Source organism: Streptomyces sp. NBC_01426, assembly GCF_036231985.1.
GTDB lineage: Bacteria > Actinomycetota > Actinomycetes > Streptomycetales > Streptomycetaceae > Streptomyces.
This window is the reverse complement of sequence record NZ_CP109500.1, coordinates 4389896-4411604: the sequence shown is the minus strand read 5'-3', so window position 1 is coordinate 4411604 and position 21709 is coordinate 4389896. Positions and strand designations below refer to the sequence as shown.

Sequence of the window (21709 nt, the reverse complement as noted above, 5' to 3'; positions counted from 1 at the left end):
GGGCCCGACGCGGTCCCGCCGCCACTGCCTGGGAGTCGGTCCCGCACCGTGCTGCGCTATCTGCCCTTCCTGCTTCTCATCGCGCTGACCGTCTATGCCTTCATCGACTGTCTGAACACGCCGGAGGAGGAGGTCAAGCACCTGCAGAAGGTGGTCTGGGTCCTCATCGTCCTGGTCTTCCCGATCGTCGGGGCGATCGTCTGGCTGTACTCGGGCAAGAAGCGGCAGGCGTCCGCCGGCCGGGCCGGCCGCACGCGCTGGGTCGCGCCCGACGACAACCCGGAGTTCCTGAACTCGCTGCGCGAGGAGCAGGACCGCACCAGGGAGCGGGACGACGAAACGGACGCGGCGAAGGACGTGGAGAAGGACACGGACCGCGAGCAGGACAAGGACCGCGACCGGGACCGGGACCGCGACAAGGACTAGGGCGCGGGCCGCCCCCGGACGGGGGGCTATCCGGTCGGCAGGTCGAGCCCGGCGTAGACCTGGTCGAGGATCGTGGGCAGCAGGGCGATCGCCGTGGCCCGGCCGTCGGGTGCCACGGTCAGGTTCGTCCAGATCACGAGCGTGACGTCGTTGTCCGGGTCGTGTCCGATGAAGGAGTTGAACCCCGGGAGTTCACCGCCGTGGTAGTACATGGCGGCGTTCGGGGCGAACCGCTGGTGCGCGATGCCGTAGCCGTACTCCTGCCCGTGCGCGTCCGGGCCCTCGGACTGCGGGCTGCCCAGCCACTGCTGCTGAGTCGCGGCGTTCAGGACCTTGCCCGACACCAGGGCCCGGATCCAGGCCGCCAGGTCCCGCGCCGTGGACACGACCCCTCCGGCGGCGGTGGCGTAGGACGGGTTCTGGAACGTGTAGTCGATCGGCCGGAGCCTGCCCGTCGTCGCCGCCTCGCGCATCTCGGCGGGGTAGGGCTTGTCGACCAGTGCGTACGACGATCCGCCGTACATGTAGCCGTGCGCGAAGGGGTCGGGCAGGGACCGGTCGTGGAGGTCCGGCAGCGCGGTGCCCTCCAGTGCGAGCGGGGCGAACAGCCGGTCCCGGAACTGCTCGGCCAGGGGCCGACCGCCGGCCTTCTCGGCGACCAGTCCGAGCAGGGCGTAGTTGGTGTTGGAGTACTCGTAGGACGCGTCGGGCGCGAAGTTCGGCGGGTGCCTGAAGGCGATGTCCAGGACCTCCCGGGGGGTCCACGCCTTCCCCGGGTCGGCGTCGAGGGTCGCCGCGAGCTCGGGCGCGTCGGTGTAGTTGTAGAGCCCGCTGCGCATCTTCAGCAGCTCGGCGAGGGTGATGTGCGCGCCGTTCGGCACGCCCGGGACGTAATCGGACACCGGGTCGGTGAGGCGGAGCGCGCCGTCCTGGGCCAGCAGCATGATCAGTGCGGACGTCATCGTCTTGGTGTTGGAGGCGACGCGGAAGTGGTCGCGCGTGTCCGGCGGGGTGGTCTTGCCGAGTTCGCTCGTGCCGACGATCGCCCGGAAGGTCCCCTGGGGGGTCTGCAAGAGGACGACCGCACCGGGCACCGAGAGCTTCTTCGCGGCGCGGGCCACGGCGGCCTGGAAGGCGGCCGGGTCGATCGGCTTGAGGGCCGACGCCGCGGGGGTCGGGGTGTTCGTCGCCGCGGCGGGCGGGGGCGGTGGTCGGGTCGCCGCCGTGGCGGCCGTTCCCGCGGGAACGGCGCCGCCCGCGAGCACGAGGGCCATGCAGGGTGCGAGCCAGGCCGCTCGGGAGCTCCTCATGCGATCACCACAGCCGTTGCGTCCATCGCCCCCCTTTTGTCATGAAATCACCCAATTTTACCAGCGCGGGCGGCCCCCTGCGCGGCCCCTCCGCCCGCCGCGCCCCGCCCCACCGTGTCGAGCGCCGCGCTCGCGAAGGCCCGTACCGCGCCCGAGTTGTCGGCCGCGCGCCAGACCAGGCCGTAGCCGGCGGGCTCGGCGTCCGAGAAGGGGACGTACGCGACGCCCGGGCGGGCGAAGTACGTCGCCGCGTGCGCGGCGACCAGCAGCGCGCCCCGGCCCGCGGCGACCAGCATCAGCGCCTCCTGCATGTTCGTCACCTCCGGGCCGCGCCCGATCGACCGGCCGGCCGGGGTGCGCGCGGGCGTCAGGTACGCGCGGCGGTACGGCGGCAGGTCCCCGCCGATGCTCAGCAGCGCGACCCCCGCCAGGTCCTCCATGGACACCGACTCCCGCGCGGCCAGCGGGTGCCCGGCGGGCACGGCCAGCGCCCGCTCCTCGACGAACAGCACCGGCCCCTCCCCCAGGTCCGACTCCCGCACCGGGAACTCGGCGAAGGCGACGTCGAAGTCGCCGCTGCGCAACTGCCCGTACGGATCCGAGAGCGGCACCTCGCACACCTCGACGGCCAGGCCGGGGTGGGTGACGCGCAGTGCTTCGGCGGCCCGCAGGACGACCTCCCCGGCGGGCGGCGTGGTGAAGCCGACGTGCAGCACCCCGTCGGCGGCGCGGGCGGTGGCGGCGGCCCGGTCGAGGGCGGCGGCGATCCCCCGGTGGTGCGGCTCCAGGTCGGTGCGCAACTGCGCGCCGAGGGCGGTGAGGACGACGCTGCGGCTGGTCCGCAGGAACAGCGGCGCGCCGATGCGGCGCTCCAGGCGCTGGACGAGTTGGCTGACGCGGGCGCGGGACAGCAGCATCCGTTCGGCGGTCCGGCCGAAGTGCAGTTCCTCCGCGAGGATCAGGAAGCAGTCGAGCTCGTCGCGATCGGTAAGCATGGCTGAACGAACGTTGTTCTCTTCGGCGTTGTTCCCCCTCGGGCGGCGGACGAAGGTGGTGGGGCCGGCAACTCCCCGTTTCTTCCCTTCCGTTCTGTGAGGTTGTCCCGTGTCCGATCACATCAACGACGGCAGGATCGACAGGCGCCGCTGGGGCGTGCTCCTCGTCCTGTGCGGTGCGATCTTCCTCGAAGGCATCGACGTGGCGATGCTGAACGTGGCCCTGCCCTCGATCCGCGCCGACCTCGGGCTGGAGACCGGCGAACTCCAGTGGGTGATGAGCGCGTACGTGCTCGGCTACGGCGGCTTCATGCTGTTGGGCGGCCGTGCGGCCGACCTGTTCGGGCGGCGGCGGATGTTCGTCGGCTGGCTGGCCGTCTTCCTGCTCTTCTCCGGCCTGGGCGGACTCGCCACCGAGGGCTGGCAGTTGGTCGCCGCCCGGTTCGTCACCGGGGTCGCGGCGGCCTTCATGACCCCGGCCGGACTGTCGATCATCACCACCGGCTTCGAGGAGGGGCCGCAGCGGGAGAAGGCGCTGCTGGTGTACTCCGGGACGGCTGCCGGCGGTTTCTCCATCGGGCTCGTCGCGGGCGGGCTGCTGGCCTCCGCCGGGTGGCGGTGGGTGTTCTTCGCGCCGGTGGCGGCGGCCGTGCTGATCCTGGTGGGCGCGCTGGCCCTCGTACCGCGCGAGGTGCGCGGGGCGACCCGGGGACGTCTCGACCTGCCGGGCGGGGTGTTGGTGACCGCGGCGGTGGTGCTGCTGGTGTGGGGCGTGGAGGAGACCACGGTCTGGCCGGCCGCGCTGGGGCTCGCCCTGCTGGGCGCGTTCGCCCTGGTGGAGCGGCGGACGGCGGAGCCGTTGATCCGGCTCGGCATCCTGCGCTCCGGGGCGCTGGTGCGGGCCAACGCCGCGGCGCTGCTGTTCTCGGGGGCGTTCTTCGGCTTCCAGTTCCTGGTGGTGCTGTACCTCCAGGAGCTGCGCGGCTGGTCGACGCTGGAGACCAGCTTCGCGATGATCGTGATCGGGATCGACGCCGTGCTGTCACCGACGTTGGTGCCGAGGCTGGTCGGGCGGTTCGGCAACGGCCGGCTGATCTTCGGCGGGCTGCTGCTGGCGGCGCTCTCGTACGGGCTGTTCCTGCCGCTGGGCGCCGACTGGACGTACCTGATGATGCTGCCGAGCCTGATCCTGCTCGGGTTGGCGTTCGCGCTGGTCTACGGGCCGCTGACGATCGTGGCGACCGAGGGCGTCGAGGAGTCCGAGCAGGGGCTGGCGGGCGGGCTGCTGTACACGTCCTTCCAGTTCGGGGCGGCCGTCGGGCTGGCCGCCGTGACCGGCGTGGCCTCGGCGTACGCCGACCCGCTGACGGGCTACCGGGCCGCGCTGCTGGTGCCGTTCGCGGCGGTTCTCGCGGCCGCGGCGGTCAGCGCGCCGGGCCTGCGTCGGCGACGCGCCGGCGGAGCCGGGACGGTGACCGCGACCGGACCCGGGGCCGAGGCCGCGTCCGGCCCCTCGATCGACTCCCCGGCCGGCTCCTCGACCGACTCGGTCGGCGCGGCGACCGGGGCCCCCGGGCCGGGTCCGGCGCCGAAGCCGGTGGGGGCCTGACCGCCCGGCGACGTCACCCCGGACCCCGCCCTGCCCGGTCACACGGCCCAGGGCAGGGTCCGGGTGCCTTCCGTGCCGGTGACGGAGACGATGCCGTCGGCGCGCATGGCGACGTGGGCCTCGAACCGCTCGGGAGAGCTGATGCGACGGGGTACGTCGGGCGGCAGGACCAGGGTCCGGCCCGCGGCGACCGTCTCGGTGCGGCCCTCGCAGGTGACCTCCAGGGTGCCCGAGGTGACCGTCCAGACCTGCTCGCGGGTGACGCAGTGCTCGGGGCCGGCGCTCCCGGCGGGCATGTCGACGTGCCAGGTGCTCAGTTCGGCGCTGCCCCGGCTGGGGGCGGCGTGGCCGGTCATCGTGGCGTTCGGGGTGACGGTGACGTGGTCGGGGGAGGGGTGGATCACGCGCATGGCGGAGTCCTCTCGAAGGTGAGTAAAGCTGCTTTACTCGTTGAACCGAGTAAAGCAGGTTGACTCACCCGTGTCACCATGAATCCCGTGACCAGAACCGAAGCCGGCAACGGCGACCCCGGACACCGCGGCGACGGGACCGAAGATCCCGGCATCGAGCTGACCCTCCTCGTCGGGATGGGGTTCCAGCTCCTGCTGGCCGAGTTCACCCGCCGCCTCACCGCCGTCGGCGAAGGCGACCTGCGCCCCCTGCACGGCATGGCCTTCCAGGTCCTCAAGGGGCCCGGCGCCACCGCCACCGAGCTCGCCGAGCGACTCGGGGTGACCAAGCAGGCGGCCGGGCAGATGGTCGACGACCTGGAGCGACGCGGCTACGTGCGGCGCGAGCCGCACCCCGGGGGCGGCCGCCGCAAGCTGGTGGTCCTGACCCGCGCGGCCTACGACCACCTGAGCGTCGCGGGCGCGGTCATGCACGAGCTGGAGGCCGAACTGGCCGGCGCCGCCGACCTCCCGGCGCTGCGGCGCGAACTCACGCGGGTCGTCCGCGCCCTGCACGGGGACGACCCGCTCCCGGCCCTGCGACCGGTGTGGTGAACCCCGCCTCCCCTGAACGGCGGCGCACCCTGAGCGGCGGCGGGGGAAACGAAAGGCCCGCCGGTGCCGCGGCTCGGATGATGAGCCGCGACGCCGACGGGCCTGTGCCCGTGCGGTCGAACGTCCGCGTCAGACGCCCGCGTACGAGTGCTTTCCGCTGAGCAGGATGTTCACGCCGTAGTAGTTCCAGATCCAGCAGGCGAAGGCGAAGAGCGCGAGGTACGCGGCCTTGCGGCCCTTCCAGCCGGCGGTGGCCCGGGCGTGCAGGTAGCAGGCGTACGCCACCCACGTCACGAAGGACCAGACCTCCTTGGGGTCCCAGCCCCAGTAGCGGCCCCAGGCGTCGCCGGCCCAGATCGCGCCCGCCACGATGGTGAAGGTCCACAGCGGGAAGACGGCCGCGTTGATCCGGTACGAGAACTTGTCGAGCGAGGCCGCCGAGGGCAGCCGCTCCATCACCGAGGAACGGAACCGGCCCGGCGTGCGACCGGCTTCGAGGTGGGCCTCGTAGGAGTCGCGGAACAGGTACAGCACCGCGCCGGCCGCGCCGATGTAGAACACCGCACCGCAGAAGATGGCGGTCGAGACGTGGATCCACAGCCAGTACGAGTGGAGGGCCGGCACCAGCTGATCGCTGTCGGTGTACAGCCACGTGGTGGCGATGCCCAGGTCGAGCAGCACGGTGGTGATGAGGATCAGGCCGAGCCAGCGCACGTTCTTCTTCAGCAGGAGCAGCACCAGGTACGCGCCGACGGCCACCGTGGAGAAGGTCACCGAGAACTCGTACATGTTGCCCCAGGGGGCCCGCTGCACCGACATGGCGCGGGTCACGACGCCGGCCGCCTCGATGAGGAAGCCGAGCACGGTCAGCGAGACCGCGACCCGCCCGTACAGGTCTCCCTGCGCGGTGCCGCCGGCCGCGCCCGGACCGTCCGGGACGTCGCGCGAGCCGGAAGCGGACCGGGTGACGACCTTCGGCCGGTCCAGGACGGCGGTGCCGCCCTGGGAGCGCACCTGCACGGCCGGGGCCTGGGCGCTCTTGGCGGTGGTCAGCGCGGCGGCCGTGCGGGCGACCTTGCTGCGGCTGCCGAACGTCCACTCGGTGATGTGCGCGAGGAAGGCGAGCGTGTAGACCGCCATCGACGAATAGACCAGGTAATTGCTGAGCTGAGCCAGGTTCTCGTTGGCTGCGGCTGCGAGCGGCGTCATCATCCGCGCTCCCCTTCGACAGGTTCCGTGACAGGTTGGTCGGGCGCGGTGGGCGCCTGCTGGTGGAGCGCGGCGGAGAGCACCGCGAGCTCCTCCGGGAGCTTGGCGGACTCGCTGCGGCCGAGGCCCGCCATCTCGACGACGGTGACGCCGTCCTTGCCGGTGACCGCCCGGACCCAGATCCGGCGGCGCTGGATGAACAGCGAGGCGGCCAGGCCGCCGATCGCGACGACGGCGCCCGCGAGGGCCAGGCCGTTGGCCGGCTGCTGGGTGACCGAGAAGGTGGCCCAGCGTTCGACGCCCTCGAACTTCACGGTGCCCGCGCCGTTCGGCAGGGTCATCGTCTCGCCGGGCAGCAGCTTCTGCTTGAACAGCTCGCCCTTGTCGTCCTCGAACTGCTTCATCTTCGAGGTGTTCAGCTGGTACACGTTCTGCGGCAGACCCGAGTCCACGCCGAGGCTGCCGTGGTAGGCGCTGAGCGCGAGGACCGGGAAGTCCAGGGCCGGGAACTGCGAGAGCATCGTGCCCTTGCCCTCACCCGCGAAGGTGGGCACGAACATGGCGTTGAAGCCGAGCTGCTCCGCCTTGCCGTCCTTGTTCTTGTAGCCGTCGGTGACCTTGACGGCGCCCGACGAGCTGAGGTTCGCGTCGAAGGGCAGCATCGGCACGGCGTCCTTGTAGATCACCTTGCCGTCGGGGTCGGTCACCGAGATGACCGGCGCGTAGCCGTGACCGAGGAGGAAGATCTTGGAGCCGTCGACCTCCAGCGGCTTGTTGACCTCGATCTCGGACTTGACCGGCTTGCCGTCCGCGCCCTCGCTGAAGGTCACGTACGCCTTGAAGTCGCGCGGGGTGCCCTTCTGCGGCCCGGTCTTCTCGTACGTCGCGTCGAACTTGTCCAGGGTGAACGAGAACGGCGGCAGGTTGTCCGAGGAGAAGAGGCTGCCGGACTTGAAGTCGTCGTACTGGGTGAGCGTGTTCGAGAAGCCCTTGCCGCGCAGGACGAGCTTGCCGCCCTCGGACTTGTAGAGCTGCCCGACCGCGAAGGCCACCAGCATGAAGATCAGGGCGATGTGGAAGGCCAGGTTGCCGGCCTCGCGCAGGTAGCCCTTCTCGGCGGCCACGGAGTCCCGGCCCGCCTCGGTGCGGAAGCGGCGCCGGCCGAGCACGTCCTTCGCGTACGAGAGCACCTCGTCCGGGGACTTCTCCGTGCGCCACGTCGCGTACGCGGGCAGCCGGTCGAGGCGCCGGGGGGCGCCGGGCGGGCGGCCGGTGAGCTGGCCGACGAACTGCCAGGTGCGCGGGATGATGCAGCCGATCAGCGACACGAACAGCAGGATGTAGATCGCGGAGAACCACACCGAGCTGTAGACGTCGAAGAGCTGGAGCTTCTCGGCGACGGGCACCCAGAAGTCGTGGGTCCGCTTCCACTCCGCGACCTTCATCGCGTCGACCTGGGTCTGCGGGATCAGGGAGCCCGGGATGGAACCCAGGGACAGCAGGAAGAGCAGGATCAGCGCCACCCGCATGGAGGTGAGCTGCCGCCAGAACCAGCGGGCCCAGCCGATCACGCCGATGCCGACGGGGGCGGTGGGACCGTCCTCCAGGGGGGCGGTGGACAGTTGGGCGCCCGCGGCGGCGTCGGCGTTCGCCTCGGCCTGCTCGGTGGACTCGTGCGGCGTCTCGGTGGACGCCTTGTCGGTCGTACTCATGTCCGTGTAGTCCTCAGATCCCCACCGTGAAGCCGTCGGTCCAGGCCTGCATGTCGCTGATGAGCGTGCCCCACCATCCTGTGACGAGCAGCAGGCCGGTGAGGATCAGCATGCCGCCGCCGATCCGCATCACCCATGCATAGTGCTTCTTCACCCAGCCGAACGCACCGAGCGCCTTGCGGAAGGCGATCGCGGTGACGATGAAGGGCAGTCCCAGCCCCAGGCAGAACACGACGGTCAGCAGCGCGCCGCGGCCCGCGGTCGCCTGGTCGATGGAGAGCGTGTTGACCGCCGCGAGCGTCGGCCCCATGCAGGGCGTCCAGCCGACCCCGAAGAGCACGCCCAGCAGGGGCGCGCCGACCAGCCCGGCGGCCGGCTTCCTGTGGAAGCGGAACTCGCGCATCGTCAGCCCGGGGATCCAGCCCATGAAGAAGAAGCCGAGGAGTATCACCAGGGCGCCGAGGGCCCGGGAGATGGGTTCCTTGTTGTCCGCGAGCGTCGCCCCGAAGTAGCCGAAGAGCGCGCCCGTCGAGACGAAGACGGCCGTGAAGCCGAGGACGAACAGTCCCGCGCCGGCCAGCATCCGCCCGCGTCGGGCCTCGGCGAGGTCCGCTCCGCCGACGCCGGTCACGTAGGACAGGTAGCCGGGGACCAGCGGCAGCACGCAGGGCGAGAAGAAGGACACCAGACCCGCGAACAGCGAGAGGGGCAGGGCCAGCAGCAGCGCGCCGTTGAGGACGGTGGTGTTCACGCCGGTCGCCTCGGCGGCGAGGACGAGGTGGGGGAGCTCGGAGACCACGAGGTCACTTCTCCGCGAGGAGCGGGTCGATCATCGAGCGCAGCTGCTCCTCGTTGACCGCGACCAGGGTGCGGGCGGCGATCCGCCCCTCCTTGTCGAGGACGATCGTGGAGGGGATCGACTGCGGGTTGAGCGTGCCCTTGGGGAAGCGGAGCATCAGCTTGCCGTCCGGGTCGTAGAGGCTCGGGTAGGTGATCCCGTAGGTCTCTTCGAAGGAGGCGGCGTTCTGCTTGCTGTTGTCCCGGGTGTTCAGGCCGACGAAGGCGACGTCCTTGCCGCCGTCGGCCATGGCCTTGGACACCTTCGCGAAGTACGGGGCCTCGGCCCGGCAGGGCGGGCACCACGAGCCCCACACGTTGAGGACGACGACCTTGCCCTTGAGGGAGGTCACGTCGAGGGTCTTGCCGTCCACGGTCTCGCCGTCCAGCCTGGGGGCCTCGGCACGGTCCCCCTTGGCGACGGTGGAGATGCCGCTGGGGCCCGTCACGTAGTTGCCGCCGGCGGAACCGGAGGGTTTGCTGCCGCTGCCCGAATCGCCGCACGCCGAAAGGGTGAGGGCGCTCGCGAGGGTCACCGCGGTCAGCAGGATGGCGCGGCCGCTGGTCGAGCGGCGGCGACGGGGGGCGCGGCTAAGGCTCATGTGAAAAGTTTCGCATGGGCGATTTGCGGATCTTCCACGCCCCCCGACGGCGAACCGAGACGCTGGTCAGGCGCCGGTGAGATACGTGCGCCAGCCACCGGCCGGTGACCGACCGGGGGCGAGGCCCCGCAGCCGGTCCACCACCCTGGGGTCCTGGACGTCCAGCCAGTCGATGAACTGCCGGAAGGATACGAGCCTTACGTCCTTTTTGTCCGCCATGCCCTTCAAGGCCTCCTCGACGGCGTCCATGTAGATGCCGCCGTTCCACTCCTCGAAGTGGTTGCCGATGAAGAGGGGCGCACGGTTGGTCTCGTAGGCCCGCCGGAAGCCGCCGAGGTAGGCGCTGGTGGCCTGGGTGCGCCAGCCCGGGTAGTTGGCGGCGACGCCCTTGGTGGTGTTCTTCGACTGGTTGGCCAGGATGTTGTAGTCCATCGAGAGCACCTCGAAGGAGTGCCCGGGGAAGGGCAGGGACTGCAGGGGCAGGTCCCACAGGCCCGACTTCTTCACCGGCCACTGCTGGAGGCCGCCGGGCGAGGACGCGTCGTAGCGCCAGCCGCGCTCGCGCGCGGTGGGCAACAGGCCGTCCTGGCCGAGCAGGCAGGGGGTGCGGCCGCCGACGAGTTCCTTGCGGTAGTCGAAGGGCAGCGGTTCGAGGTCCGTGAACCCGGTGTTGGTGCGCCAGTTCGTGACGAAGGACACGGCCTGGTCGATCTCGTCGTGCCAGTCCTGCGGCGACCACTTGGCGACGGAACCGGAGCCGCCGCAGAAGTGCCCGTTGAAATGCGTTCCGACCTCGTGGCCGTCGAGCCACGCCTGGCGCACGTGGCCGAGGGTGTTGCGGACGTTCTCGTCCTTGAGGTAGCCGATGTCCGAGGCCCCGACGGGGTTGTTCGGCGGCCGGTACAGGTGCTTCTTGGACTCCGGCAGGAGGTAGAGGCCGGAGAGGAAGAAGGTCATGGCCGCGCCGTGGTCCTTGGCGACCTTGAGGAAGCGGGGGAAGAGGCCGTTGCCGACCTCGCCCGCACCGTCCCAGCTGAAGACCACGAACTGGGGCGGCGTCTCGCCCGGCTGGAGCGGGACGGGGGCGGGGGGCTGGTGGGGCTGGGGGCCGGTGTCCGCGGTGGAGCCGTCCCCGATGCGCTTCGCGGCGGGCGGCCCGGGTTTCGCGGAGCCGGTCGCGTCCGGGTGCGCCCCGGAGTCTCTCGAACCGGAGCCGCCACCGCAGCCGCCGGCGCCCAGCGCGACGGCGCCGAGCCCGAGGCCGAGCGCGCCGCGTCGGGTGAAGTCCCGTGTCCTGCCCACATCGCTCATGAAATGTCATACAAACGGACAATCAGACGCGAATGAAGCCTGAACACGGCGCGCCGTGGTCGACTTGTATGAAAATAGAGAAACCCATGGGGAGGACATGGCCCGCCCCCGCGGCTGCCCTACGCGACGCGCGGCCGCCGGGCCGCCCCCGGGCCGACACGAAAGAGCCCGGACCCCCCGAAGGAAGCCCGGGCCCGGCCGACGAAAGCATCGGCCCCGAAAGCATCGGTCCCGAAAGCATCGGTCCCGAACGGCTCAGGCGCCGAAGGCCTTCGACTTGCCCTTCACCGGCTTCGCACCGGCCAGCAGGTGCGCCGGCACCAGGTCCCGGGCCGGCTCGCTGTAGCCCACCGACACCAGCGTGTCGCCCTGGTACGTGAACGACGTCAGCGACGCCAGCGTGCACTGACGGCGCCTCGGGTCGTGCCACAGCCGACGCTTCTCCGCGAAGCTGCGCACGATCCAGATCGGCAGCTGGTGGCTGACCGCCACCGCCTCGTGGCCGCGGGCCGCGTCGCGCGCGGCCTCGATGGCGCTCATCATCCGCACCACCTGCTCCACGTACGGCTCGCCCCAGGACGGCTTGAACGGGTTCGTCAGGTGCTTCCAGTTCTCCGGCTTGCGCAGCGCCCCGTCGCCCACGCCGAAGGTCTTGCCCTCGAAGACGTTGCCCGCCTCGATCAGCCGACCGTCGGTCGCCAGGTCCAGACCGTGCACCTTCGCGACGGGCGCGGCCGTCTCCTGCGCCCGCTCCAGCGGGGACGCCACGACGTGCGTGATGTCCCGGCCCTGGAGGTGCTCCGCGACCCGGTCGGCCATCTGCCGGCCGAGCTCGGAGAGGTGGTAGCCGGCGCGGCGGCCGTAGAGCACGCCGTCCGGGTTGTGCACCTCGCCGTGGCGCATCAGGTGCACGACGGTGATGTCGACGGGGTTGGCGGGCCCGGCGGTCTCGGCGCCCGCGGCCGTGTCGGTGGTTCCCCCGGCGCTCATGCGGTGGCCTCCGCGGCTGCGCGGGCCGCGGCGGGCAGGGCCGCGGCGATCCGCTCGATGGCCCGCTCGTCGTGGGCGCTGGACACGAACCAGGACTCGAACGCCGACGGCGGCAGGTAGACGCCCTGTGCCAGCATCGAGTGGAAGAAGCCGTTGAAGCGGAAGGACTCCTGCTTCTTGGCGTCGTCGTAGTTCTTCACCATGTTCTCGGTGAAGAACACCGAGAACATGTTGGAGGCAGTCTGCAACCGGTGCGCCACACCCTCCTTGGTCAGGGCCTCGGTGACCAGCGCCTGAACCTGGGCGGAGACCGAGTCGACCTTCTCGTACGTCGCGTCGTCCAGCAGTCGCAGCTGCGCGAGACCGGCGGCCGTCGCGATCGGGTTCCCGGAGAGGGTGCCCGCCTGGTAGACCGGGCCCACCGGGGCCAGGTGGCCCATGACGTCGGCGCGGCCACCGAACGCGGCGGCCGGGAAGCCACCGCCCATGACCTTGCCGAAGGTCATCAGGTCGGGCTTGACCCCGTCCACGCCGTACCAACCGGCCCGCGAGGTGCGGAAACCGGTCATCACCTCGTCCGAGATGTACAGGGCGCCGTTCTCCCGGCACACGTCCGCGAGCCCCTGGTTGAAGCCCTCGGCCGGCGTCACCACGCCCATGTTGCCGGGCGCCGCCTCGGTGATCACGCAGGCGATCTCGCCGGGGTGCGCGGCGAAGGCCGCCCGCACCGCGTCGAGGTCGTTGTACGGGAGCACGATCGTGTCCCCGGCCTGCGCGCCCGTGACACCCGGGGTGTCGGGAAGGGCGAAGGTCGCGAGACCGGAACCGGCGGCGGCCAGCAGCGCGTCGACGTGACCGTGGTAGCAGCCGGCGAACTTCACGATCTTGGCGCGACCGGTGAACCCGCGGGCCAGCCGGATCGCCGACATGGTCGCCTCGGTGCCCGAGGACACCAGGCGGACCTGCTCGACGGGTTCGACGCGCGCGACGATCTCCTCCGCCAGCGCCACCTCGCCCTCACCGGGCGTACCGAAGGACGTGCCGCGGGCGACCGCGGCCTGGACGGCCTCGATCACGGCCGGGTGGGAATGGCCGAGGATCATCGGTCCCCACGAGCAGACCAGGTCGACATACTCGCGGCCGTCGGCATCGGTCAGATACGGACCGGTACCAGACACCATGAACCTGGGCGTACCCCCCACCGCGCGGAAGGCGCGCACGGGAGAGTTCACGCCGCCGGGCGTCACAACGGACGCGCGCGTAAACAGGTTCTGCGAGACTGGGGCTTCATACGGATACGGGTAGCTCACACCAGCCATGGTCTCAGAGGCCGCGACAGACTTGCGGACGGGCGTTTCACCGCGCCGCCCCGGGGGAGGTCACTGCCATGATGATCAGGCTGCGTGGCGGGGGCCGCGGGGCCGGGGCAGGCAATACCAGTCGGGTGGAGATATGCAACGCGGTGGTGGACCGGGCGAGGGCACGGACGGCCTGGACCCGCAGCGCGCCCGTGATGCCCGCCGCCGTGGAAAGCACCGGCGCCGGGCCGCGGACGCGGCAGATCCCGTACCAGGCCCCATCCGGTCACCCGACAGCCTCCCCCGGGGGCGCGGCATGGGCGTGACGTACAAGTACTTCGGCGCCCCCGACGGCGCGACCGCGGCCCGGGTCCCGGTGACCATGCGTCCCGAGGAACTGGGCGGCGACGAACTCGGCATGGGCGGCCTGTTCACCAAGATCAAGCCGGAGACGGTCGCGGCGATGGTCCTCACCGGCATCGAGGGCATACCTCTGCACAAGGTGCCGCCGCTCGAACTGGTCGTCCTCCACCCCGACTACGCCGTGGTCAAGCTGCCCATGACGGTGGTCGACCCGCTGCGCGGCGTCGGCGAGGAGTCGGTCGGCGCGGCCGCCTTCATCTGGTCCACCGTCCCGGACCGCGGCGGCCCGCGGGACGCGTTCAACGTCTACCAGCTGCTCCACGAGTGGCAGGACTTCTCCCACCGCCTCCACGAAGCGGGCCACCAGCCGTACTGCCTCGTCTGGCCCTGACCACCCCCGGGCGGGCCGACTGTGACCGAGGTCACGGGCAGAGCGTCGACCGACCACCGACCGACCACCGCCCGACCACCCGTCCACGGCGAGGCCCGGCGAGCGTGGGCGGTGCCTCCCCTGCGCGGCGAGGCGCGGCGAGCGTGGGCCGCGGTCCCCCTGCACGGCGAGGCGCGGCCCGGGTCCCTCCCCTCCACCCGGGCCCCGGGCCGGCGCGGGACCGGGCCGGCGCGGCACCGGGCCGGCCGGTCACTACAAGGCCCAGCCCGGCGGGCCCCCGCACCACGTCATCCGCCACCGCGTAATTCGGCCGCGCCCCCATCCGGCCGGTGGCATGCTGGCCCTGTGAACGGACCCGGGATTCAGCTCACCCTCGCCCCTGAACTGCACGTGTTCGCCCCGCCGAGCCGGCGCGCCGCACGCGTGCCGACGACCACCGACGGCGCATCCAGCCTCGGCCACGTCGTCGAATCGGCCGGCGTCCCGCTCACCGAGGTCGGCCGGATCCTCGTCGACGGGCAGGAAGTGCCCGTCTCCCACGTGCCCCGGGAAGGCGAGTCCGTCGAGGTCTTCGCCGTCGACCGCCCCCAACAGGTCGCGCAGGGCCTGCCCGACACCCCCCTCCGTTTCCTCCTCGACGTGCACCTCGGCACCCTCGCCCGCCGACTGCGCCTCCTCGGTGTCGACAGCGCCTACGAGAACGAGGACATCGGCGACCCGGCCCTCGCCACCCGCTCCGCCGCCGAGCGACGCGTGCTGCTCTCCCGCGACCGCGGCCTGCTCCGCCGCCGCGAGATCTTCGCCGGGGCGTACGTGTACAGCGACAACCCCGACGAGCAACTGCGCGACATCCTCAGCCGATTCGCCCCCAAGCTCACCCCCTGGACCCGCTGCACCGCCTGCAACGGTTCCCTTCGGGCGGCCGACAAGGACAGCGTCGGCGATCGCCTCGAACACGGCACGCAGCGCTCCTACGACGTCTTCGCCCAGTGCGGCGACTGCGAGCGCGTCTACTGGCGGGGCGCCCACCACGCGCGCCTGGAACGGATCGTCGACGAAGCGGTCGCGGAATTCGGCAACGGCGCCAACGCCTGAGGGCTGTCCAGCAAGTCCCGCAAGTACCGCAAGTCCCGCCTGGCCTGCGACGCCTGGCACGCACGGCAGCTCGCCACGTGTCGAAGCGCGCGCGTACGAACCGGTACGAGCCGCGCTTCTCCACCTCGCGACGCCCCGCACCAGACGCCGCAGGCCACGCACTCCGGGCGCAGGCGCTCCATCGCGGACACCTCCCGGGCCGGCCCTGCCGGAGTCTGACGGGCGACAAGACCCGAAAACGACGGCCTGGATCAGCTCTGCGGAGGTCCCCGGCCGGCAGACTGCCGGGGCATGACTGACGCTGCCGCCAAGGACCTCGTCGACGTGGTCGTCGTCGGCGCCGGCCCCACCGGGCTCCTGCTCGCCGGTGACCTCGCCGCCGCCGGACTCTCCGTCACCCTCGTCGAGCAACGCCCCCGCACCGCCGCCAACCTCACCCGCGCCTTCGCCGTCCACGCGCGCACCCTCGAACTCCTCGACGCGCGCGGCCTCGCCGACGCACTCGTCTCCACCGGCCGACGGATCGACCGCGTACGCCCCTTCGGTGGCATGACCCTCTCCCTCCAACGCCTGCGCTCCCGCTACCCCTTCGTGCTCATCACTCCTCAATATGAGACAGAGAAACTTCTGGAGCGTCGCGCTCTGTCCACAGGTGTGCACATCCGGTACGACTGTCGGATCACCGGCCTCCAGCAGGACCGCGACACCGTCACCCTCACCCTCGCCACCACCGGCCACCCGACGGACACGGCCGGACCGACGGACGAACCGATCCGCCCCACCCAGGTGATCCACGCCCGTCACGCGGTCGGCGCCGACGGGGTCCGCTCCACCCTCCGCGAGGCCCTCGGCCTCCCCTTTCCCGGCAAGGCGGCCGTCGTCCGCTCGATGGTCCTGGCCGACGTCCGCCTCACCGACCCGCCGCAGGACGTCCTCACCGCCAACGGCACCGCCGACGCCTTCGCCTTCCTCGTCCCCTTCGGCGACGGCTGGTACCGCGCCATCGCCTGGCGCCACGACACCCCCGGCACCTCAGCCTCCTCAGGACCCTCCGGCACCCCCGACCCCGCCGCCGGGCCCGGCGGCCCGGTCGACCCCGGCGACCCCGGCGACCCCGGCGCCGCCCTCGCCCCCGTCGGCCTCGACGAGGTGCGCGACATCACCCGCCAGGCCCTCGGCACCGACCACGGCATGCACGATCCCCGCTGGATGTCCCGCTTCCAGAGCGACGAACGCCAGGTTCCCCGGTACCGCGTCGGCCGCGTCTTCCTCGCCGGCGACGCCGCCCACGTCCACTCTCCCGCCGGCGGCCTCGGCATGAACACCGGCCTCCAGGACGCCGCCAACCTCTCCTGGAAGCTCGCCGCCGTCCTCCACGGGCAGGCCCCCGACCCCGAGGCCCTCCTCGACAGCTACCACCGCGAGCGCCACCCCGTCGGACGCCGCGTCCTGCGCGTCAGCGGGGCCCTCGTCCGCACCGTCATGGTCGGCGGACCCGTCCTGCGCACCGCCCGCAGGCTCGCCACGGGCGTCCTCGCCCGGGTCGGCCCCGCCCAGGACCGCGCCCTCGCCACGATCTCCGGCATCGGCATCGCCTATCCGCCGCCGGCCGGCGTGCGCCGTCCCGCGCTCGCGGGCCGGCGCGCCCCCGATCTGCCGCTCGCCGGAGGCCTGCGGCTGTACGAGGCCCTGCGCGCCGGCGGCTTCGTCCTCGTCACCCCGCCCGGCCGGGCCACCCCGCCCGGAGCGCCCCTGACCCACCACCACTGGCGGGCGGACGACCGTACGGCCTGCGTTCTCGTGCGCCCCGACGGATACCTGGCCTGGAGCGCCGAGCACGCCTCGGACTCCGAGATCGCGGCGGCCACCACCCACTGGCTGCTCCCCGGACCCGAAGCCGGGAAGCACATGCCGTAGCCCACGCCCCACAGCCCGCAGCCCGCAGCCGAAAGCCGTCCCCCGGGGCGAAAGTCCCCGGGTGACGGCTTCCCTACACAGCGCCCCGAAGCGCCGAGCCCGCAGCCGCGCCCCGCTCAGAAGGCGTACGAGTCGCCTGTGTCCAGCGCCAGCACCACGTGCTCGTTGTTCATGTGGTTCCGGTCGGTCGCGCCGCCGTTCCAGTACGTGTCGACCCGCAGCACCACCTCCGGCACCGGCTCGCGCAACGCCAGCAGCAGCCCGATGTGCCGGCCCCGGCCGTGCTGCGGCAGCGCGCCCGTCTCGCAGAACACCTCGCGCAGCCCCGCCCGGGCGCAGCCCTCGGCCAGCTCCTGCCGGTCCGCGAGGTCGGCCGAGAGCCGCATCCGCACCGTGGCGTTGGGCAGCGCCGACGGCCCCTCGTTCTCCGGGACCAACCAGACCCGCAGCTGCGCGTGACCCAGGGAGACCCTCCCGTGGTACGCGACGTCCGCCTCGGGACCCGCCGACGCCCCGGCGTTCCCGGCGCCTCCTGCGCCCGCGAGCAGCAGCAAGCCCGCCATCACCACACTTCGTACGGCACCACGGCGCACCGACACCACCTCCTCGCGCGGACGCTAGTGCGCCCCCGGTCCGACCGGTCGGACCATCACACGAAAGTGGGCGTGCCCGCCCGCTCCCGGGGCCGACCGGCCGCATCCACCCGGCCGCCTATGCTGGCGGGGAATCGTCCGTACGCACGACGCACGCACGACCCGAGAAACAAGACGCACGGCACACGAAGCACGCCGCACGGCACAGAACGCTCGACCCGAGAAACGAACGCACGACGCACGACGCGCCCACGATCGAACGAGGAGCCCCGCCCATGAGCACGGCCACCCGAACCGCCGTAGTCACCGGCGCGAGTAGCGGAATCGGTGCGGCCACCGCCCGGCAGCTCGCCGCAGCCGGCTACCACGTCGTCCTCACGGCCCGCCGCAAGGACCGTATCGAGGCCCTCGCCGCCGAGCTGACCGAGGCCGGTCACCAGGCCACCGCGTACGCGCTCGACGTCACCGACCGCACCGCCGTCGACGCGTTCGCCGCCTCGCTGGAGCGCTGCGACGTGATCGTGAACAACGCCGGCGGAGCCCTCGGCGCCGAGCCCGTGGCCACCGGCGACCCCGCCGACTGGCGCACGATGTACGAGGTCAACGTCATCGGCACGCTGCACGTCACCCAGGCGCTGCTGCCCGCCCTCGTCGCCTCCGGTGACGGCACGGTCGTCGTGCTGTCGTCCACCGCCGGCCACTCCACCTACGAGGGTGGCGCGGGCTACGTCGCCGCCAAGAACGGCGCCCGCGTCCTCGCCGAGACCCTCCGCCTGGAGATCGTCGGGCAGCCCGTGCGCGTCATCGAGATCGCGCCTGGCATGGTCAAGACCGAGGAGTTCGCGAAGACCCGCTTCCGGGGGGACGCGGACAAGGCGGAGAAGGTCTACGCCGGCGTCGCGGAGCCCCTCTCCGCCGATGACGTGGCCGACACCATCACGTGGGCGGTGACCCGCCCCAGCCACGTCAACATCGACCTCCTGGTGGTCCGCCCCCGCGCCCAGGCCTCGAACACGAAGGTCCACCGCGAGCTGTAGCCGCCGGCCCGGCCCCAGAGCTCAGCCGACCCCCGCCTCAGCCCGCCGTCCCCGCCGCCAACGGACGTGCGTACTCGACCTGTTCGAGGAGGTTGCCCTCCCCGAAGTCGAAGGCGCGCGCGGTACCGCACTCCGCGAAGCCGCACTTGACGTAGAAGCGGCGGGACTGCGGGGTGTCGCGCAGGGTCCACAGGTGCACCCCGGCGTACCCCTTCGTGCGCAGGCCGCGCAGCGTCTCGTCCATCAGGGCGGCGGCCACGCCGGTGCCCCAGCCGTCGGGGTGGGCGTAGAAGCTGGCGATCTCCCCGCAGTCGGGCCGGCTCGCGGAGGGGAGCGTCACGGACAGGGCCAGGGGGCGGCCGTCGACCACGGCGAGCAGCGTCACCGCCGCACCCGCCCCGGACCCGGCACCGGACCCGGCACCGGACCCAGACCCGGCACCCACCCCCGACACCGCCCCGGACCCCGCCCCCGCCTCCTGCGCGACCCGCCGGTGCCACCGCGTGCGCCGGTCGGCCACGGCGCGCGCCGCGAACCCCGGCTCGAAGAAGGGGGCGTAGGCCGCCTGCCAGGCCGCGGCGTGGATCTCGCCGAGCGCGTCCCCGTCACCGGGGCCCGCGCGCCGGATCTCCACCGTCCCGCTCCCCCCGTGCCGCGGACGACCGGCCCCGACCATCGCGCTCAGCCCTTCACGCAGATGACCTGCTTGAGCTTGGCCACCACCTTGACCAGGTCGGTCTGCTGGTCGATGACCTGCTCGATCGACTTGTAGGCGCCCGGGATCTCGTCCACGACCCCGGTGTCCTTGCGGCACTCCACGCCCCGGGTCTGCTCTTCCAGGTCCCGCGCCGAGAACCGCTTCTTCGCCGCGGTGCGGCTCATCTTGCGGCCCGCGCCGTGCGAGGCGGAGTTGAAGGACTTCTCGTTGCCGAGTCCCTTCACGATGTACGAGCCCGTTCCCATGGATCCGGGGATGATCCCGAAGTCGCCGCTGCCGGCGCGGATCGCGCCCTTCCGCGTGACCAGCAGGTCCATGCCGTCGTACCGCTCCTCCGCCACGTAGTTGTGGTGGCAGCTGATCTCCTGCTCGAAGGAGACCTTCGCCTTGCGGAACTCCTTGCGCACGACCTCCTTGAAGAGGCTCATCATCGCGGCGCGGTTGTACTTCGCGTACTCCTGCGCCCAGAAGAGGTCGTTGCGGTACGCGTCCATCTCCGGGGTGGCCGCGAGGAACACCGCGAGGTCCCGGTCGACCAGGTTCTGGTTGTGCGCGAGGTCGCGGGCCACGCCCATGTGGTGGGCGGCGAGTTCGTTGCCGATGTTGCGGGAGCCGGAGTGCAGCATCAGCCAGACCGCGCCGGCCTCGTCGAGGCAGAACTCGATGAAGTGGTTGCCGGCGCCCAGCGTTCCGATCTGCTTCGCGGCGCGTTCCCGACGGAACTTGACGGCGTCGGCGAGGTGGTCGAAGCGCTGCCAGAGGCTTTCGTAGCCCGGTACCGAGAAGCCGTACAGCCGGTCCGGGTCCACGGGGTCCCGGTGCAGGCCCGTCCCCACCGGGATCGCCTGCTCGATCTTCGACCGCAGCCGCGACAGGTCGCCCGGCAGGTCGTTCGCCGTCAGCGAGGTCTTGACCGCGGACATGCCGCAGCCGATGTCGACGCCCACCGCCGCCGGACAGACCGCGTCCTTCATGGCGATGACCGAGCCGACCGTGGCGCCCTTGCCGTAGTGGACGTCGGGCATGACGGCCAGGCCCTTGATCCACGGAAGGGTGGCGACGTTGTGCAGTTGACGCATCGCGCTGTCCTCGACGGACGCCGGATCCGTCCACATCCGGATCGGGACCTGCGCCCCGGGCACCTCTACATACGACATAACAGCCCCAAAACCCCGTTAACCACAGGAAAGTATCAATACGCAAAAAGCCTCGCTCTTCATCCCAAACCAGACTTGGGACCGGCGCCGGCACCAGCGTGTGCGATAGACATTGTTTCCATCCGCGCCCAAGTCGCGGCAACGCATTTTCCTGACCGTCGGGCGGCCGGCCGGTCGAAGGGAGCCATTGGACGTGCAGCGCAAGGCGGTACGACGCCCGGTCCTGTCGGGCATCGCGATGCTCACCGCACTCGCGGCCGGCGTCACCGGCCTCACCGGGTGCACCGACGGGAGCGGCATCGGGAGCACCAGCGACGCGAAGGCCGGTGACAGCTCCGCGGCGCCCGCCCAACCGGGGAAGTACCGCAGCCTGCCGGCGCCCTGCAAGGCCATCGACGCGAAGCGGCTCAAGGCCATGATTCCCGCCGCGGAGAGCCTCACCGAGGAGCAGCGCGAGAAGCTGTACGCCGGGGTCGCGGACGCCTCGTACGACGGGGACCGGCGCGTCGGCTGCCGTTGGAACTCCCAGACGCCGGAGGAGACGCTGCTGCTGTCGGTCGGGTTCGAGCGGGTGGTCTCGTACGACCGCGCCACCACGAGCGACGACGACAAGGCGCGCCAGGTGTTCGTACGGCGCCTCACCGAGGCTCACCTGCCCTTCCCCGGGCCCACGGGCAGCCCCACCCCGGGTTCCTCGACGGCGCCCGCGCCCAATTCCCCCATCGCGCCCCCGGCCACCGGGAACCCCGCCCCGAGCATCCCTCCGAGCGGCACCCCGAGCGCCCCCGGCGCGAGCCCTTCCGGTACCCCCGGCGGTACGCCGTCCGGCAGCCCGTCCGGCAGCCCCTCGCCCACCGCGCCCCCCGAGCTGGGCTCCCGCGTGTTGGAGGGCCTCGGCAGCGAGGCGTACGTCGAGGACAAGCTCGGCAACCCCGACGCCACGGCCGCCCGGGCCCGGACCGTGCGTCTCGTGTTCCGTACCTCGAACGTCATCGTGACCATCGAGTACAGCGTCCAGCCCGCCCTTCCCGCCGTCGTCCCTCCCAGCTGGGAAACCCAGGACAGCGTGCGTCAGTTGGCGCAGGCCCTGGTCGAGCGTTTCAACGACTGACCCGGCCCGCCGCGGGGGCGTACG

General features: G+C 72.0%; 21 protein-coding genes. 8 read left to right on the top strand and 13 right to left on the bottom strand.

Translation table 11 applies throughout. The annotated features are described in order from the left end of the window. Nucleotides 1–48 precede the first annotated feature (48 nt). Nucleotides 49–426, top strand: a complete 378-nt coding sequence (locus OG906_RS19610) for a PLD nuclease N-terminal domain-containing protein (RefSeq protein ID WP_329444505.1) — start codon at nt 49–51, stop codon at nt 424–426. Nucleotides 427–452: 26 nt separating this feature from the next. Here the strand turns inward: OG906_RS19610 and OG906_RS19605 are convergent, their stop codons facing one another. Further along, nucleotides 453–1736: a serine hydrolase domain-containing protein gene (locus tag OG906_RS19605; protein WP_329444503.1), complete on the bottom strand. Its 1284-nt coding sequence runs from the start codon at nt 1734–1736 to the stop codon at nt 453–455. 47 nt (nt 1737–1783) lie between these two features. Then, nucleotides 1784–2731, bottom strand: coding sequence for a LysR family transcriptional regulator (locus tag OG906_RS19600; protein WP_329444501.1), 948 nt, complete (start codon nt 2729–2731; stop codon nt 1784–1786). A 136-nt stretch (nt 2732–2867) separates the two neighbouring features. On the opposite strand from OG906_RS19600, the gene OG906_RS19595 reads away from it, so the two are divergent. Beyond that, complete coding sequence (locus OG906_RS19595; protein WP_329448064.1) at nt 2868–4340, top strand: MFS transporter; 1473 nt, start codon at nt 2868–2870, stop codon at nt 4338–4340. A 38-nt stretch (nt 4341–4378) separates the two neighbouring features. Here the strand turns inward: OG906_RS19595 and OG906_RS19590 are convergent, their stop codons facing one another. Beyond that, nucleotides 4379–4750 carry a cupin domain-containing protein gene (locus OG906_RS19590; protein WP_329444499.1) on the bottom strand — a complete coding sequence of 124 codons (372 nt, stop codon included), beginning with the start codon at nt 4748–4750 and terminating at the stop codon, nt 4379–4381. Nucleotides 4751–4927: 177 nt separating this feature from the next. On the opposite strand from OG906_RS19590, the gene OG906_RS19585 reads away from it, so the two are divergent. Further along, nucleotides 4928–5344 carry a MarR family winged helix-turn-helix transcriptional regulator gene (locus tag OG906_RS19585; protein WP_329448063.1) on the top strand — a complete coding sequence of 139 codons (417 nt, stop codon included), beginning with the start codon at nt 4928–4930 and terminating at the stop codon, nt 5342–5344. Nucleotides 5345–5473: 129 nt separating this feature from the next. Here the strand turns inward: OG906_RS19585 and ccsB are convergent, their stop codons facing one another. The 7 genes from ccsB to hemL form a co-directional block, all read right to left on the bottom strand. Further along, a complete protein-coding gene (gene ccsB / locus OG906_RS19580) occupies nt 5474–6553 on the bottom strand; it encodes a c-type cytochrome biogenesis protein CcsB (RefSeq protein ID WP_329448062.1) in 1080 nt (359 codons plus the stop codon). Then, nucleotides 6553–8265 carry a cytochrome c biogenesis protein ResB gene (resB, locus tag OG906_RS19575; RefSeq protein ID WP_267801992.1) on the bottom strand — a complete coding sequence of 571 codons (1713 nt, stop codon included), beginning with the start codon at nt 8263–8265 and terminating at the stop codon, nt 6553–6555. The genes ccsB and resB overlap by 1 nt, the downstream gene beginning before the upstream one ends. 13 nt (nt 8266–8278) lie before the next feature. Next, nucleotides 8279–9064, bottom strand: coding sequence for a cytochrome c biogenesis CcdA family protein (locus OG906_RS19570; RefSeq protein WP_053675337.1), 786 nt, complete (start codon nt 9062–9064; stop codon nt 8279–8281). A 4-nt stretch (nt 9065–9068) separates the two neighbouring features. Further along, entirely contained in the window at nt 9069–9704 is a 636-nt protein-coding gene (locus OG906_RS19565) for a TlpA family protein disulfide reductase (protein ID WP_329444496.1), read from the bottom strand. A gap of 66 nt (nt 9705–9770) precedes the next feature. After that, on the bottom strand, nt 9771–11015 hold the full coding sequence (locus tag OG906_RS19560; RefSeq protein ID WP_329444495.1) for a hypothetical protein: 1245 nt from the start codon (nt 11013–11015) through the stop codon (nt 9771–9773). A gap of 255 nt (nt 11016–11270) precedes the next feature. Further along, a complete protein-coding gene (locus OG906_RS19555; protein ID WP_329448061.1) occupies nt 11271–11918 on the bottom strand; it encodes a histidine phosphatase family protein in 648 nt (215 codons plus the stop codon). A gap of 83 nt (nt 11919–12001) precedes the next feature. Further along, nucleotides 12002–13324, bottom strand: a complete 1323-nt coding sequence (gene hemL, locus OG906_RS19550) for a glutamate-1-semialdehyde 2,1-aminomutase (protein ID WP_329444493.1) — start codon at nt 13322–13324, stop codon at nt 12002–12004. 295 nt (nt 13325–13619) lie between these two features. On the opposite strand from hemL, the gene OG906_RS19545 reads away from it, so the two are divergent. The 3 genes from OG906_RS19545 (at nt 13620) to OG906_RS19535 (ending at nt 17069) form a co-directional block, all read left to right on the top strand. Next, a complete protein-coding gene (locus OG906_RS19545; RefSeq protein WP_053675327.1) occupies nt 13620–14057 on the top strand; it encodes a hypothetical protein in 438 nt (145 codons plus the stop codon). 345 nt (nt 14058–14402) lie between these two features. Continuing rightward, complete coding sequence (locus OG906_RS19540; RefSeq protein WP_329444491.1) at nt 14403–15152, top strand: Mut7-C RNAse domain-containing protein; 750 nt, start codon at nt 14403–14405, stop codon at nt 15150–15152. A gap of 291 nt (nt 15153–15443) precedes the next feature. Continuing rightward, the gene (locus tag OG906_RS19535) at nt 15444–17069 is read left to right on the top strand and encodes an FAD-dependent oxidoreductase (protein WP_329444489.1); all 1626 of its coding nucleotides are present in this window, start codon (nt 15444–15446) and stop codon (nt 17067–17069) included. A gap of 116 nt (nt 17070–17185) precedes the next feature. On the opposite strand, the gene OG906_RS19530 is transcribed toward OG906_RS19535, so the two are convergent. Further along, nucleotides 17186–17632, bottom strand: a complete 447-nt coding sequence (locus OG906_RS19530; protein WP_267802011.1) for a hypothetical protein — start codon at nt 17630–17632, stop codon at nt 17186–17188. Between the two features lie 305 nt (nt 17633–17937). Here OG906_RS19530 and OG906_RS19525 point away from each other — a divergent pair, with 305 nt between their 5' ends. Beyond that, nucleotides 17938–18699, top strand: a complete 762-nt coding sequence (locus OG906_RS19525; RefSeq protein WP_329444487.1) for an SDR family oxidoreductase — start codon at nt 17938–17940, stop codon at nt 18697–18699. Nucleotides 18700–18736: 37 nt separating this feature from the next. Here OG906_RS19525 and OG906_RS19520 read toward each other — a convergent pair whose 3' ends face one another. Both OG906_RS19520 and OG906_RS19515 read right to left on the bottom strand, forming a co-directional pair. Beyond that, nucleotides 18737–19333, bottom strand: coding sequence for a GNAT family N-acetyltransferase (locus OG906_RS19520; RefSeq protein ID WP_329444484.1), 597 nt, complete (start codon nt 19331–19333; stop codon nt 18737–18739). A 47-nt stretch (nt 19334–19380) separates the two neighbouring features. Further along, the gene (locus OG906_RS19515; RefSeq protein ID WP_267802014.1) at nt 19381–20574 is read right to left on the bottom strand and encodes an RtcB family protein; all 1194 of its coding nucleotides are present in this window, start codon (nt 20572–20574) and stop codon (nt 19381–19383) included. A 193-nt stretch (nt 20575–20767) separates the two neighbouring features. On the opposite strand from OG906_RS19515, the gene OG906_RS19510 reads away from it, so the two are divergent. Beyond that, entirely contained in the window at nt 20768–21685 is a 918-nt protein-coding gene (locus OG906_RS19510; protein WP_329444482.1) for a DUF3558 domain-containing protein, read from the top strand. The last annotated feature ends 24 nt before the right edge of the window (nt 21686–21709 follow it).

Excerpts from the sequence above, each read along its gene's own strand:
- OG906_RS19600 (WP_329444501.1), bottom strand. The coding sequence starts at position 2,731 with ATGCTTACCGATCGCGACGAGCTCGACTGCTTCCTGATCCTCGCGGAG.
- OG906_RS19590 (WP_329444499.1), bottom strand. The coding sequence starts at position 4,750 with ATGCGCGTGATCCACCCCTCCCCCGACCACGTCACCGTCACCCCGAAC.
- OG906_RS19565 (WP_329444496.1), bottom strand. The coding sequence starts at position 9,704 with ATGAGCCTTAGCCGCGCCCCCCGTCGCCGCCGCTCGACCAGCGGCCGC.
- OG906_RS19535 (WP_329444489.1), top strand. The coding sequence starts at position 15,444 with ATGACTGACGCTGCCGCCAAGGACCTCGTCGACGTGGTCGTCGTCGGC.
- OG906_RS19555 (WP_329448061.1), bottom strand. The coding sequence starts at position 11,918 with ATGCGCCACGGCGAGGTGCACAACCCGGACGGCGTGCTCTACGGCCGC.
- OG906_RS19560 (WP_329444495.1), bottom strand. The coding sequence starts at position 11,015 with ATGAGCGATGTGGGCAGGACACGGGACTTCACCCGACGCGGCGCGCTC.
- OG906_RS19515 (WP_267802014.1), bottom strand. The coding sequence starts at position 20,574 with ATGTCGTATGTAGAGGTGCCCGGGGCGCAGGTCCCGATCCGGATGTGG.
- ccsB (WP_329448062.1), bottom strand. The coding sequence starts at position 6,553 with ATGACGCCGCTCGCAGCCGCAGCCAACGAGAACCTGGCTCAGCTCAGC.
- OG906_RS19530 (WP_267802011.1), bottom strand. The coding sequence starts at position 17,632 with ATGGCGGGCTTGCTGCTGCTCGCGGGCGCAGGAGGCGCCGGGAACGCC.
- OG906_RS19525 (WP_329444487.1), top strand. The coding sequence starts at position 17,938 with ATGAGCACGGCCACCCGAACCGCCGTAGTCACCGGCGCGAGTAGCGGA.
- resB (WP_267801992.1), bottom strand. The coding sequence starts at position 8,265 with ATGAGTACGACCGACAAGGCGTCCACCGAGACGCCGCACGAGTCCACC.
- OG906_RS19585 (WP_329448063.1), top strand. The coding sequence starts at position 4,928 with ATGGGGTTCCAGCTCCTGCTGGCCGAGTTCACCCGCCGCCTCACCGCC.
- OG906_RS19605 (WP_329444503.1), bottom strand. The coding sequence starts at position 1,736 with ATGAGGAGCTCCCGAGCGGCCTGGCTCGCACCCTGCATGGCCCTCGTG.
- OG906_RS19545 (WP_053675327.1), top strand. The coding sequence starts at position 13,620 with ATGGGCGTGACGTACAAGTACTTCGGCGCCCCCGACGGCGCGACCGCG.
- hemL (WP_329444493.1), bottom strand. The coding sequence starts at position 13,324 with ATGGCTGGTGTGAGCTACCCGTATCCGTATGAAGCCCCAGTCTCGCAG.